Here is a 14,084-nt window from a genome sequence, read left to right as displayed (position 1 = left end):
CTATTGTTTAAATTGAACCGTGTTCTGTGTATTATGACTACATACTTTTTAATCAGGTTACACCCCCTGGTGAAAAAAAATCGATAGCTTTATCAAACATTAAAAATTCTCTTGTACAGTCAGTTAAAAAATATAGAAATCTTTAAGCCACTCAGCAATGAAGCTTTAGAAAAGTTAGCTGCTGTTTCTAAGCGGGTAGAACATCAAAAAGGAACGGTTTTAATCTATGCAGATAAAACAGAGCCTTATTTCTATATCCTCGAAAGTGGTATCGCCAGAGCCTATTCTGACGGAGAAAACCAACAGATAACCTTTTGGTTCGGACAAAGTGGTGCCGTTCTTTTTTCTTTTAACAGCTATATTAATAATAGCCCCGGTTACGAAAATATTGAGCTATTGGAAAACTGCAGTTTAGTTCAAATCAGGCTAAGCGATCTTTTTTCGCTATACGGTCAACATTTAGAAATTGCCAATTGGGGCAGAAAAATTGCAGAACAGGAGTTAATTGCTACTGAAAGAAGGTTAATAGACCGGGCTTTTAAAGGGGCGGCAGAACGTTATCATGAATTTGTAGATCAATCTCCCCAGCTGATTAAAAGAGTAGCCTTAAAACATATTGCCTCATACCTGGGTGTAACCCAGGTTACCCTGAGCAGAATAAGAGCAGCTCATAAATAAAATCATTTTTTAACATTTGTAAAATGTTGCCTAATAAATGTGCCTTAAGTTTGCAGAAACACATTTATCATGAACTGGATTATCTTAATTATTGCCGGCCTTTTTGAAGTTGGCTTTACCACCTGCCTTAAATTATCGAACAATTTTTCGAATATAAAATGGAGTACAGCTTTTTTTGTCTGTATTATTTTAAGTTTCTTATTACTAAATAAAGCAACCCAAACTTTACCCATGGGAACTGCCTATGCAGTTTGGACGGGTATTGGTGCCGTAGGAACAGTAATTATCGGAATTTTTTATTTCAACGAACCGGCAACCTTTTGGCGGATATTTTTTATCTGTACGCTTATAGGATCAATTGCAGGATTGAAGTTCTTTGCTTCACATTAGCGAGCGCTTGCGAAGTTTAATTATATTAATTAGCTGGTGAGCAAAAAAATGGTTGATTCCTTTTTTGGAGCGCAATGTCTATACAGGTAATCAAATTGGCTCCCGTGCTGCGCTTGTACGCTTCGGCTTCGTTCCTCAGCCTGCAGGGTACCGCTTCACCCGGGGCTAAATGGCCAAAACAGCATTTCATTTTTAAGGTTGCAGGGTGCACCCATGTTGTTCCTAAACCTGATGGCAGCGGCAGCCCCGAAGTATGAGGGCTACAGCGAACAGCAGGACTACAGGCCGCCATGGAAAACTGCCCATTCATTTCCAAAACCTAAAAAATGCATGTTTCTGCTTATCTTTTCCTTTTCGGAGCGCAGTGCCTGTGCAGGTAATCAAATTGGCTCCCGTGTTGCGCTTGTACGCTTTGGCTTTGTTCCTCAGCCTGCAGGGTACCGCTTCACCCAGGGCTAAATGGCCAAGACCGTATTTCATATTCAGGGTTTTCAGGGCGCCACAACTTTGTGCGTAAACCTGATGGCAGCCGCAGCCCCGAAGCATGAGGGCTAAAGCGAACAGCAGGACTACAATCCGCCATGAAATACTGTCCTTTCGTTTCCAATAACCAATTTTACCTGATTCATCTCGCTATTTACAAATAATAAATCTCCTTAATTATGTTTCACGTGTAACCTGTTTATCTTTAATGTAGTCTTACAGCTAAACATGGAGCAAAAACCTACAGATTTAGAGCTGATCCAACAGGTATTGAACGGTGAAACCGATCAGTATGCTTTGTTGGTAAAACGCCATCAGCGATTTGTATTTACGCTTGCTTTAAGGTTTTCGAAAAACAGGGAAGATGCCGAAGAAATTGCGCAAGATTGCTTCGTAAAAGCTTATAAAGCATTGGGTACCTTTAAACAAACAGCTAAATTTAGTACTTGGCTGTACACGATAACCTATACTACGGCGATGACTTTTTTAAGGAAAAACCGTTTAGATACTACGTCGATACATGATGAAAGCACCATTTTACAGCTCGAAAACCATACCTCGAGCCTTAATGCAAATGACTATGAGCGGCAGGATAGCCATGCTTTTTTAAATATTGCCATTACCCAGCTTTTACCAGACGATGCGGCTATTATTACCCTATTTTATAAAGGCGAACAGAGCTTGGAAGAAATTGGTGAAGCACTGCACATGGAACCCAACACGATAAAAGTAAAGTTGCACAGAGCCAGACAAAGACTTAAAGAAAAATTACAATATTTGTTAAAAGATGAAGTAAAGGAGTTACTATGAATACAATAGAAGAACAACTTTGGGATTATATTGATGGGAATTTGGATGATTCTTCAAAAAAAGCCATCGAAGAAAAAATTGCATTAGATGCTGAAGTTAGATCGCAGTATGAAGACCTTTTAAAGCTTAATTTAGTTTTTAATGAACTCGATCTTGATGAGCCTTCTATGTCTTTCAACAGGAATGTAATGGAAAGTATTGCTTTAACTCCTGCCCCGGTAGCGATGAAAACAAAGGTCGACAAAAAGATTATTTACAGCATTGGAGGCTTTTTCCTGATCTCGCTACTCGCCGTATTGGGTTATGTGCTTTATAATGCCAACCTCGAAATGCCTCAATTCGATTTGAAGGTGAATTTCGATTTCAGATTAGAGAAATACATTACGCCCACGACTATTTATGCCTTTCTTTTTGCAGATCTGGTGATCGGATTAATTTTTCTCGACCAGTTTTTAAGGAAGAAAGTTGCGCAGAAGTAAGAACGCTTAAATTGTCCCCGCAGATCAAATTGATTTAGGCAGATTTATGCTCATCTGCACTTTTTCCGAAATCTGCGGGAACTCAGCAAGGTAAATATTAGCCCAAAGTTTTTAAAATCTTTAACCCCTCTGGCCACTCACCGAAACCAGCATCGGCATTAATATGGCCCGTACTACCGATATTAATAAATTCACTGCCCCAATTTTCAGCAAAAAATTTAGCCCTTTCTAGTGTTACCCATTCATCATTTGAACTGGCCACAACTATGGTTTTAAAGTTTATTTTATCTAAAGGTACATGATCAAAACCTACCGTATCGAAAGTATAACGTGGCGCTTCCAAATCGCTTGGTGCTACCAATAATGCACCTTTAATTTTCTTTTGATATTGTTTTGCCCAGTTGGCAATTGCGGTACAGCCTAAACTATGGCCAATTAAAATCACATCAGCCAAATTATAGTCAGCAACCGCCTGATCTATTGTTTCAATCCAATCTTTGCTGGCGGGTGTATCCCATTCCCGCTGATTAATCCGGATAAAATGATCTCCAGATTTTTCGAAATGCGTTTGCCAATGATCTGCGGCTGAATTACCCAAACCAGGAACAATAAAGTAGTAGGTCATAATAAGTGAGAATAGCTCTTGAATAAATTGAGGCGGCGAAAAATAAAACAAAAAAAGGCCGCCATCGCAAGAAAGCAGCCTTCTCTGTAAATATGATAAATAAATTAAATTACTTTCACATTAACGGCATTTAAGCCTTTTTTACCGTTAGCAACTTCGTACTGTACTTTGTCGTTTTCACGGATTTCGTCGATAAGACCTGTTGAATGAACAAAAATTTCGCTATCTCCATTTGCAGGTACGATAAAGCCAAAACCTTTAGTTACATTGAAGAATTTTACTGTGCCTTCTTGCATTGTATTAAATATTAAAATTAAGTATGCAAGGTAAGTTTTAATTTTTAAAATCAAAATAAATTTTAACATTTTTTTAACGTTAAAATTTTGTAAATAGCAGATTACTAAGGCTTTTTAATTGCCTTCCCAATTATTGTTAAAGTAATTTCACTGTTATGCGGAATCCCGAGTGTTGTTCCGGGCGCCACATCAAAAAGGTTTCTAACATAGATATCTGCTATCCCCTGAGCCACCTTTTTTTTAGCTTCAACATTCTCGGGAAGCACGTTATAAATTGTTTTTACATGTATCCTTCCCTGAAAATCTATCACCGCTGCAACTTGGTAAGCAAAATCTTTATAAGCCCGGTCTATCCGGATAATATATTGCGGAAACATATAGTCGTAGGCCTCTGTCCTGTTATTGGCCCGATCAACCGTGCTGATTTTTTCTACCCTTACAATTTTACTTTTTGGTATAAACTGAACCGGATCTGTTGCCGCAAAAGCACTATCGCTATTCAAATTAACTTCGGCAGCACGCTTCTCTATAAAAGCAGTATCGGCCTTGCTTGGTTTTTGCAGATCGGCAGCCTTGACCTTCAATTTGTTTTTAATATAATCCTGAGCGTAAAAAGTCATATTTACATCCGAGCGGACATCTGAAACAATTACTTTTCCATCAACCTGAATCCGCTGAAAAACCAAACTATCTTTACTGATGTGTTTTACTTTAAAAAATTCCGCAGCAAAATTATATACATTTCCGTGATCGTACTGCATGTAGAATTTTTGCATTCTTTGCTTCTGTGGACTCCAGGCCGACATGGTATCTTCTTTAACCACTTCAATGATCCAGGATGGTTTTTGCATAAAACCTTCCTTATTAAAAGAAAGTCCACTTTTAAACCGGCGTTTTACCTCTTGATAACGAATGCCTTTTACTGGCTCGAAAGTAAAATCCCTTAAAGTTGGGTCGCTGGTTTTAGAGCCAAACTTACAGGCAGAGAGCATCAGCACAAAAAAGAAAAAGTATATGGTATGTTTAATCATTTCTACAAAAATCTTTGGCTAAAATAAGTTTTTTTAACCAGAGCTAAACATGCTGTTATAGATACAGGTTTATCTCCGTGCTTGTTTTTTCACCAAAATAACGTTAGCTACTTTGCGCTGCCCTTCATGGTCCCATTTTTTATTATCAGTTGGATAGTTGACAATACCATTATCAGGCATTCTGTTTACCCACAAAGTTGTAGAGCCTCCGCCATCAAAATTTAGGGCACTGGCACAGCCTAGCCAACGCATTAATTTGGTTAGCTCAAACAAACTCATGCCTGCCGAGTTTTCATTTCTTCCGTCAACAGTTAACAAAATTACCCTCCCATTTGGCTTTATCCCCAGGCAGGTACGCGGATGGCGCAAGCGGCTAAATCCGGTCGTATCCAGCTTTTCATCAATATAATTTAAAGTTAATAAGGGGCCATTTAACAAAACGTCCTGAGCGGTCAGTTCTGTTTCCCAATCGCTTGTTCCGTCCCACTTTTGGATCGAAATTTTTCCATTCTCAATTACAACCGCTGCTTCCTGATGCCTTGCCCGTTTTCCATTTTTATCCAAGCGGTTGGCATTAATGGTTTTTCCATTAACGCGAACAAAATCTACCGAACCTCCATTTTTCACATCAAAGAAATTACCATTTACCGCAGCAATTGCAGTATCGCGTAATCCAAAATTACTGGTGGTAATCAGTTCCTTCTCTTCCGCCCCAATGGCAAAAACCGCCTTCCGGCCTGTATTTTTTATTTCTAAAAACGAAATGTTTTCGTTTGCAGCGAAAAGATTTTTCTGGTCGAAGTGATGCCGGTATAAAACCACCTGTTTGGCAACGCTGTTTTTCTGCCATTTGGTTTTTACGATCGTTAACGAATCTGCACTTTGGCCAAAAGCAGATAAACTGTATGTAAATAAGGTAAGGGCAAATAATAATCTTTTAAGCATAATAGCTGTTTTAATCATAAAATTAAAAAATGGCTATGTGTTTAGCTTAAAGCATCAAAAATTATACAAAGGGTACTAAATAGATTCTTCATTTCGAACGAAGTGCAACGAAGCCGAGAACCACGATTGCTCAGCGAAGCTAAATCTGCTGCAATAGATCTCTCCATTCCGTTTCACTGCAGTCGAGATGACGTCCCTTTATTAAAAGTCCTGCGAGGTTTGGACAAAAAAAGCGGAGCAATCAATTTAATGATCTGCTCCGCTTTGTAATTTTGAATGAGTGAGTTATTGAATTTGGATAGTGCACCCGCCCTATCATCCTCTAATTCAACCCCTCCATCATTTTATTTCTTAGGATCTAAAATATCTTTAATTCTGATATTCAAATCTTCGTAATGTGCTTTGGTAATGGCATCACCTGCTGCTGCTCTAGCCTTTGTGGTCGCCAATAAGGTTTTTAACTCTGCTCTAACAAGTGGTCTGATATCAGATAAACCCACATTGATTGGCGTTAAACCGTAACTTGCTGCATAATCTACAGGGAAACCAACCGGAAGTTCTGCTTCTTTGGTCATTAAATCTTGTAAACGGTCTACATAAGCACGTTGTAAATTACGTTTAAAGGCATCTGCTCTTCCTGCAACAAAAACCGACGATCTCAAGTCCGTAAATAATTCAGGTAAGGTGTATGCTTTTGCCGCACCGTTTTTAGTTTCGTTATCTAACAAACGAGCGATACGCGAAGCAGATAATAAATTGCCTAAAGTATTCGCTTGAACACTTTTAATGCGGTTTAACAACACTCCATTATCAAATTTACTGAGTTGATCATTGCTGATTAACCAAAGTGGGGTAGTAAATAATTGTTGATTGAAGAAAGCAACAGCTTCTTTTTGTTTTGCTTTAGGCAAATAAGCATAAACGGGCCCTTTTTGCTCGTAGGTTTTAAAGTTTTCACTTAATCCACCCACGTTTGTTGCCACATGCCCCATGTAACGGTTAAACTGGCCAACAATTTCGGTGTAGATTTCTTTTAAATCGCTATAGTCCTTACCTTTTTGATAGGTCCATTTTTCTACGTTAGGTAAAATACGTTTTAAGTTGGCAATACCATAAGTACTTGCTTTCATTGCGTTGTCGCCCAAATCTTCGCTCTGCAAACGAGGATCTAATGAAGTTCCCTGACGACCATAAAAATACAAAGGATTACCTGCGTTTTTCAATGTCCATTGGTCTAAAATTTCTTTTTCCTGTTCTGCGGTTTTGTTTCCAGGAATCCAAGAATATCCCCATTTCACCACCCATTTATCGTATTCTCCAATTTGCGGGTGAAGCTTGGTTACGCCATCACCAGGTTGAGCGATGTAGTTAAAACGCGCGTAATCCATAATAGATGGTGCAGTTCCATGTTTATCTGTAAACGCTTTTGAACGTAATGAATCAACCGGGTAAGCATAGCTCGAGCCAAAGTTGTGTGGCAAACCTAGAGTATGGCCTATTTCGTGTGAAGAAACAAAACGGATTAATTCGCCCATTTGCGCATCCGTAAATTTAGCTTTACGTACTTCAGGATTAATCGCCGCTGTTTGTACAAAATACCAGTTACGCAACAGGTTCATCACATTATGATACCACCCAATGTGTGTTTCTAGAATCTGCCCGGTACGTGGATCGCTGATGTGTGGCCCGTAAGCATTTGCAATATCTGAGGCAAAATAACGAACAACCGAATATCTCGAATCTTCTACGCTAAATTGAGGATCTTGTTGAGGTGTTGGCGCCTCTTTACCTATAATGGCATTTTTGAAACCTGCCGCCTCAAAAGCTACCTGCCAGTCGTTAATCCCCTGGATTAAAAACGGCACCCATTTTTTAGGCGTAGCAGGATCTATGTAAATTACAATCGGTTTTACCGGCTCTACCAATTCGCCACGTTTGTAAGCGTTGGTATCCTTTGGAACCAAATTCCAGCGGTGAATGTAAGCGGTACGCTCTGCCTTTTGTGCGTTGCTTCCATAATCAATTTGAGATTGGCCAAAAAAACCAACCCTGCTATCCATTATTCTGGCTTTTACAGGGGTTTTCGGCAATAATAACATCGATGTATTAAATTCGAAAGTAACCGCTCCATTACTGTTATCGGTTGGAGATTCTGCTGCGCGGTAAGTTTTAGCTGTTTTTACTTCAACGTTAATCGGGAAAGTTTTTACCGTATCGATATAAGAACGTGTTGCATCGTACATCGTAACTTTATAAGCCTTACGGATCTGGTCGGTAGCGCCAATGGCCATTACATCTCCGTTATAAAAATCGGTCACATCAATTACAACGCCTGTTGTATCTTTATTATAAGCTTTAATTTCAAAGCTGGCTAAGATCTGTGCAAGATTAGAATTTTGTACCGATTCGTACATATCGCTGTTTGGATCGGCCTTTGTTGAATAGCTTGGTACGCGGATGTAAACCTGTTTACCTCTACGCTCCCATTTCCATACCTGCTCATTTAATTGTTCACCTCCATATTGCTGGTTGCCAACTTTTACTCCTGCTGGTACTTTTGCCAATCGGGTAACCACAAGCATTTCGCGGTTGATCATCGAATCTGGTATCTCAAAATACCATTTATCGTCTACCTTGTGTGTTTTGAATAAGCCGTTGGTTGTTCTCGCTTTTGCTGTAATTACTTCAGAAAATGGTTTAATTCCTTCTTTTTTGGGTGCTGCTGCCGGGGCTGCAGTTGGAGCCGCAGGGGTAGCCCCTTTTGTCGTTTTAGATTTTTTCTGGGCATATACCGAACCTGATCCGGCTACACCAAGTACTACGATACCTGCGAGGGCAAGTATCTTAAAGTTTTTCTTCATGTGTATAAAAAGTTAGTTTGCTTGGCAATAAGAGGTTAAAGTTAGAACCTTGTTACACGACAATTCTTTTGTAACTGGAAAATTACGCTTTTCAGATCCTCTTTTCAAGGCGAACTACTTTAAAAAAGACTTGATTATCCCTAAAAATCTCAAAAATTACATTTCTATCTGCTTTTGATTTAAACATTTCAGTAAGTTCATTTAAAGAGTAGGCATCTACACTTTTGAAATTTACCGCAATAATTTCATCATCAGGGCATAATCCAGCTCTTTCTGCCGGACTATTTTCGTCTATTTCTCCAATCAGAACTCTTTTATACTCTTTCTGATCGAGGTAAAGCACCATACCTAACATATCGTGTTCGAAAGGGGTTTTGCTTAAACCATTAGGCTTAACATAAATAAAACCTCCCTGGTAGTTAAACTGAATATTAAATTTCCGCAGCAAATCCGCTCCGACATTACCATTCCGTTTGGATAAATCGATCTTATCTGCAATACTCTTAAAATCAGGGAATCCTGCAACAACGTCTTTAAAAACATAGCCGCCTACATTAAACTTGTCTACACGGCCAACATATCCCTTAATCTGACCGCTAAGGCTCATCCCTAAATTTGCCTTGATTTTTTTTTCAGGTAGGGGGAATTCGGTTCCATAGAGCATTTCGAGCGACAAAGCATGGCTGGCGCCTGTGTCCATTAAAAACCTGGCTTCAACTGTTTTACCGCCAGGAACATCAACAGTGCCTAAAACATAGGGTTTCTGATTCTCAATCTCAATGGGTATTTTTTTGCCGCGGTATTTAATTTTGGCATCGTGATCATAAATAATCAGCCTATGTTCACTATATCTTATATCAACAATAAAGCTGTTAAAAAAACTGAAGCCCAGCAAGCCGTAAATTTTCAGTCCCAAATGCCCCGACAGGTTAAAGAGATCTTCTTTTAAGATTGCTGTTGGTATATTCTTAATGCTCGTACTGCCTACCTTAACATCCAGACTTTGAGAAACATAGGCTTCAACTGTTTCAATACCCAAACCAGATACTTTAATTTTACGGAGTTTACTAAAATTTAACGAATCGATAATCGATGGATCGGTAATAATCATCGGTCCAACTCCTGTATCAAGAACAAAATCATAAGGCCCCTTACCATTTACATACACCGGGATAACCATTAGGTTTTTGATGCACTTAAAAGTAATTGACTGTTTTTGCCGGTTTCTTTTAAAAAGGAATTCCTGGCCAAACCCAGAAAAAAAAAGAAATACCAACCCCACACAAATTGTTAGTTTGCGTAAACAGATTATTACATCGGGGTTATATTTGGTTAACATTAAACTAAATTTAATAAATTAGTTGATAATTATGTCCCTTAAATTTAGAACATGTTTCCCTTAAAAAATCATAATTTTATTTTTCTTGCATTTGCGCTATCTATTTGTTTGTTAACAAGTTGCTCAACCAATAAAATCATTTCAAAAAAAGTAGCTAAAGAATTTAAAAATTCGCCCGTAATCAAACAATATCAGGTTGGCTTCGCCCTTTACAATCCTGCAGATAAAAAAATGGTTTTTCAGAAAGATGCCGATAAGTATTTCACCCCGGCATCTAACACCAAACTTTATACTTTTTTTGCGAGCTTAAAAATGCTGCCAGATTTGATGCCAGCTTTAAAATATATTGAACAGAATGATTCATTGATTTTTTGGGGTACAGGCGATCCATCTTTTTTACAGTTTGCAGTAAAAGACAAATCGGCATACAATTTTCTTTTGGCTTCGAACAAAAAACTATTCTTTTCTCCCGGAAGATATTCTGGCAGTTTTTTTGGCGATGGCTGGTCGTGGGATGATTACGATTATTATTATCAGCCAGAAATTACCGAAATGCCAATTATGGATAACATGGTTACTTCTACTTATGCCAGTTCAAATAAAATCAATATCGAACCACGGGTTTTTGCCTCCTGTTTCGAAATAGATTCTACAAAAAAGACGGGCAGCTTTCAGGTAAGCAGAGATTTTTTAAGCAATCGCTTTCATTATCCCGCCGTTTCAGTGCAACCAGGCTACAATCAGCAAAACCCATATAAAACCAGTGTACAGGCTACTGTCGAAATATTAGCAGATACCCTGCACAAACCTGTCAGCATTATAAACTTAAAAATACCATCGTATGCTAAAACTTTATGGGGCGCAAAACGTGATTCTGTTTTAAAGCACATGATGCTACCCAGCGATAATTTTATCGCCGAACATTTGTTATTGGTTTGCTCCAACCAGATTGGCGATACGTTGAGTACAACAAAAGCTATCGATTACATTACAAAAAACTACCTTTCTTTTCTGCCTGATAAAGTAAAATGGGCTGATGGATCTGGTTTGTCCCGTCAGAATTTATTTACGCCGCGTGATAATGTATACCTCCTTGATTCAATTTACAGGTTGGTAAACAATCCGGAAAAGCTGTTTAGTCTGTTACCTGCAGGTGGTAAAAGCGGTACTTTAAAGAACGCTTACCCCAAAACCGACAAACCCTTTGTTTTCGGAAAAACAGGTTCGCTCGGGGGTGTTCATAATCAAAGTGGATATGTACTCACAAAAAAGGGTAAAACGTATATTTATTCTTTCATGAACAACAGCTTTGTAAAACCAACTGCCGAGGTACGTGCAGAAATGGTGAGGATAATCACTTATATACACAATACTTTTTAAGCATATGTAGCATCAAAAAATACCTAACCTATGAAAAAATTCAACTTATTTATCGGCATTTCTACCCTGCTTATCATATCCTCTTGTAAGAAAAATGACCCCATAACCGATCCAACTGGCCCTCCTACCCCTACTACACCATATATACCCGACAATAGCTTTAAAATTGTTAGCTATTTTCCAAGTTACCGAGATCCAGCCAGTGTTGCCGATTCGAAGTTCAAAATGATAACGCACCTCTTTTATGCTTTTCTAAATCCCAATGCCGATGGAAGTTTAGCTGCGTTGGAACAGCCCGGCCGATTTACAACAGTAATGCAAAAAGCAAGAGCAAATGGCGTAAAAACAGGCATTTCGATATCTGGTACGAAAAGTATTTTTGTAACCATGGCGGCATCTGCAACGGCGAGAAACCTGTTTGTAAAAAATGTGCTAACTTTTGCCAAAACAAATAATCTGGACGGCGTAGATATGGATTGGGAATATCCAAGCACCAGCGATGGATCGGCAGATAATTACGTGCTGCTTATGAAAGAGCTTTCAGATTCGCTGCACAAACACCATAAATTCCTTAGTGCGGCCATAACCCCCGGTGTATACGCCGGCAGTATCCGGGATGGATTAAAATCGGAAGTTTTCCCTGCTGTAGATTTCTTTAATATTATGGTGTATGATGGCATTGGCTGGGATAAAAATGAGCCTATACAACACGCATCCTATAATATGGCCGTTGCCAGTTTAAATTATTGGTTAAGTACCCGCGGCATGCCAAAGGAGAAAGCCGTTCTGGGTATCCCGGCTTACGGCAAAAACGCCAGTAACTCGGCTAAGGCCTATCGCGATTTTGTAACGGCAGGGGCTGATGTAAGTTTAGATAATGCATCAATTGATGGCGTTCAATTTTACTTTAATGGAACCCTAACCACCAAGAAAAAAGCTAAACTCGCTAAAGATATTGCAAATGGAATCATGTTCTGGGAATTCTACCATGATGACAATGGCGATAAATCTATTATCCGTGCTGCAAATGATGAGCTTGGAAGAAACTACAATTAATATGAAGCCTAACTTTAAGTCGATTGATCAGCCTTTTTCTAATCACATAAATATTGAGGGGAACACCTATTTATATTTTGGGGGAACAGCATACCTGGGCATTCCCAAAAATCAGGACTTCATTAATCTGTATATCGAAGGGATTAAAAAATTCGGTTTAAATAACGGAACAAGCCGTACCAACAACATTCAGCTTGGCATTTATGATGATGCCGAAAAAGTAGCTGCAGCACGCTACGGAGCAGAAGCCGCACTAATTACTTCAAGCGGATATTTAGCTGCACAGCTTACGGTTAAAGCTTTATCGAAATCAGGCCAGGTAATTTATGCCCCCGCTACGCACCCCTCGCTTTGGTTAACCGAAAATCAAACCAGGAGTTTAATGCCGTTTAAAGCATGGGAACAGGCAACAATTGAAAGGATAAATGTATCCGAAGAAAAAAATTGGGTTTTGATCAGCAATTCGATGAACAATCTAATGCCCGAAATTTATGACTTCGGCTTTGTAAAAGAAATCCACATGGATAAAAATATAATGCTGGTTGTTGATGATTCACATGGAATAGGCGTAAACAACAATGGAATGGGGGCTGTTTTGAATCTTCCCAAGCAAGAAAACATCGAAAATGTAGTGGTTGCCTCTATGGCAAAAGCATTGGGGGTAGATGCTGGTATTGTGTTGGCCTCAAATAAAATCATCGATAAACTTAAAAGTACAAATTCGTTTATTGGCGCTTCTCCACCAAGCCCCGCCGCACTTTATGCATTTATCCATGCCGAAGAAATATATAACAGAGCGTTAAACAAACTGAAAAACAACATGCTGATGTTTGAATCTGCTTTAAATCTTACCTGGAAATACGAATATGGTTTTTCTGTATATTTGCTGGGCGATGTTAATTTCTCAGAACGCCTTCTGCAAAGGCAAATCTTAATTTCATCTTTTCCCTATCCAAATCCTAGCGACGCGCCTTTAGATCGTATAGTGCTTTCCTCCTGGCATGAAAAAGAGGATATTGAAAGGCTGATAACAGCTATAAATTTTTAACCTTTCCTTATCCAATTAATTTTTGAATATTTATCACATGAAAAAACTGCTTGTATTACTGTCGTTAACGCTTCTCTTTGCTAATGTAATTTCTGCACAAACCACTAATGTTTGGATTGTTAGGCACGCGGAGAAAGATAAATCGAACCCACAGGATACCAACCCTAATCTCTCTGATGAAGGAAGAATAAGAGCAGGCGATTTAGCAACTTACTTAAAAAAGGTAAAATTTGATGTTGCTTTTGCCACGCCGACAAAAAGAACGCACCAAACATTGGATTCATTGGTGATTCCGAAGGTAATCGATTATAAAGACATTAAATCACTTGTAGACAGCATTAAAACCAATTATATTGGCAAAACAATTATTGTAGCAGGCCATTCTAATACCGTACTCGAAATTATTGAAGCCCTTGGTGGAAAAAAGCCTAAAGAGGAATTAACAGATGATGATTACGATTACATTTTTGAACTGGCTGTAAAAGAGGATAAAGCGAAGGTAAAAATGGAACAATACGGGAGGCCGCATCATTTATAGTTTGTGAGGTAAGGTGTTACCACCTGACAATTGGAGCGCTAAATTTAGAAGATGATAACATCTTACACCGAGAAAAGGGTAGATTTCTCCGTTCCACTGCGTTCCAGTCGAAATGACGAAACTAA

The 14,084-nt window shown here is 38.8% G+C and carries 15 protein-coding genes; 8 read left to right on the top strand and 7 right to left on the bottom strand.

All coding sequences use genetic code 11. The features are described 5' to 3' along the window. The first annotated feature begins 111 nt into the window (after positions 1–111). Together AC1RJ8_RS11245 and AC1RJ8_RS11240 are read left to right on the top strand one after the other, a co-directional pair. Positions 112–678: a Crp/Fnr family transcriptional regulator gene (locus AC1RJ8_RS11245; RefSeq protein ID WP_492953889.1), complete on the top strand. Its 567-nt coding sequence runs from the start codon at positions 112–114 to the stop codon at positions 676–678. A gap of 69 nt (positions 679–747) precedes the next feature. Then, positions 748–1,068, top strand: coding sequence for a DMT family transporter (locus tag AC1RJ8_RS11240; protein ID WP_057931064.1), 321 nt, complete (start codon positions 748–750; stop codon positions 1,066–1,068). Positions 1,069–1,374: 306 nt separating this feature from the next. Here the strand turns inward: AC1RJ8_RS11240 and AC1RJ8_RS11235 are convergent, their stop codons facing one another. After that, a complete protein-coding gene (locus tag AC1RJ8_RS11235; RefSeq protein ID WP_492953888.1) occupies positions 1,375–1,548 on the bottom strand; it encodes a hypothetical protein in 174 nt (57 codons plus the stop codon). 231 nt (positions 1,549–1,779) lie between these two features. On the opposite strand from AC1RJ8_RS11235, the gene AC1RJ8_RS11230 reads away from it, so the two are divergent. Beyond that, positions 1,780–2,361: an RNA polymerase sigma factor gene (locus AC1RJ8_RS11230; protein ID WP_492953887.1), complete on the top strand. Its 582-nt coding sequence runs from the start codon at positions 1,780–1,782 to the stop codon at positions 2,359–2,361. Further along, positions 2,358–2,840, top strand: a complete 483-nt coding sequence (locus AC1RJ8_RS11225; RefSeq protein WP_492953886.1) for an anti-sigma factor family protein — start codon at positions 2,358–2,360, stop codon at positions 2,838–2,840. Before AC1RJ8_RS11230 ends, AC1RJ8_RS11225 begins: the two co-directional genes overlap by 4 nt. Positions 2,841–2,937: 97 nt before the next feature. On the opposite strand, the gene AC1RJ8_RS11220 is transcribed toward AC1RJ8_RS11225, so the two are convergent. From AC1RJ8_RS11220 to AC1RJ8_RS11195, 6 genes are all read right to left on the bottom strand, one after another. After that, entirely contained in the window at positions 2,938–3,465 is a 528-nt protein-coding gene (locus AC1RJ8_RS11220) for an RBBP9/YdeN family alpha/beta hydrolase (RefSeq protein ID WP_492953885.1), read from the bottom strand. A 104-nt stretch (positions 3,466–3,569) separates the two neighbouring features. Beyond that, positions 3,570–3,761, bottom strand: a complete 192-nt coding sequence (locus tag AC1RJ8_RS11215) for a cold-shock protein (RefSeq protein ID WP_025141747.1) — start codon at positions 3,759–3,761, stop codon at positions 3,570–3,572. Positions 3,762–3,865: 104 nt separating this feature from the next. Then, entirely contained in the window at positions 3,866–4,792 is a 927-nt protein-coding gene (locus AC1RJ8_RS11210) for a hypothetical protein (protein WP_492953884.1), read from the bottom strand. Between the two features lie 69 nt (positions 4,793–4,861). After that, positions 4,862–5,737 carry a phosphodiester glycosidase family protein gene (locus tag AC1RJ8_RS11205; RefSeq protein ID WP_492953883.1) on the bottom strand — a complete coding sequence of 292 codons (876 nt, stop codon included), beginning with the start codon at positions 5,735–5,737 and terminating at the stop codon, positions 4,862–4,864. A 344-nt stretch (positions 5,738–6,081) separates the two neighbouring features. Beyond that, on the bottom strand, positions 6,082–8,598 hold the full coding sequence (locus tag AC1RJ8_RS11200) for a zinc-dependent metalloprotease (RefSeq protein WP_492953882.1): 2,517 nt from the start codon (positions 8,596–8,598) through the stop codon (positions 6,082–6,084). 91 nt (positions 8,599–8,689) lie between these two features. Beyond that, the gene (locus AC1RJ8_RS11195; protein WP_492953881.1) at positions 8,690–9,778 is read right to left on the bottom strand and encodes an aspartyl protease family protein; all 1,089 of its coding nucleotides are present in this window, start codon (positions 9,776–9,778) and stop codon (positions 8,690–8,692) included. A gap of 210 nt (positions 9,779–9,988) precedes the next feature. Between AC1RJ8_RS11195 and AC1RJ8_RS11190 the strand changes: the two genes are divergently transcribed. Genes AC1RJ8_RS11190 through AC1RJ8_RS11175 form a run of 4 tightly spaced genes read left to right on the top strand, consistent with a single transcriptional unit; the run spans position 9,989 to position 13,959 of the window. Further along, on the top strand, positions 9,989–11,317 hold the full coding sequence (locus AC1RJ8_RS11190) for a D-alanyl-D-alanine carboxypeptidase (protein WP_492953880.1): 1,329 nt from the start codon (positions 9,989–9,991) through the stop codon (positions 11,315–11,317). 30 nt (positions 11,318–11,347) lie between these two features. Then, the gene (locus AC1RJ8_RS11185; protein ID WP_492953879.1) at positions 11,348–12,373 is read left to right on the top strand and encodes a glycosyl hydrolase family 18 protein; all 1,026 of its coding nucleotides are present in this window, start codon (positions 11,348–11,350) and stop codon (positions 12,371–12,373) included. 1 nt (position 12,374) lies between these two features. Beyond that, positions 12,375–13,421 carry an aminotransferase class I/II-fold pyridoxal phosphate-dependent enzyme gene (locus AC1RJ8_RS11180; protein ID WP_492953878.1) on the top strand — a complete coding sequence of 349 codons (1,047 nt, stop codon included), beginning with the start codon at positions 12,375–12,377 and terminating at the stop codon, positions 13,419–13,421. Between the two features lie 37 nt (positions 13,422–13,458). Further along, positions 13,459–13,959, top strand: coding sequence for a phosphoglycerate mutase family protein (locus AC1RJ8_RS11175; RefSeq protein ID WP_492953877.1), 501 nt, complete (start codon positions 13,459–13,461; stop codon positions 13,957–13,959). Positions 13,960–14,084: the final 125 nt, after the last annotated feature.

The sequence above is a fragment of the Pedobacter sp. GW822-FHT03F06 genome, from assembly GCF_058801365.1.
This window is presented reverse-complemented; position numbering and strand designations above follow the sequence as displayed.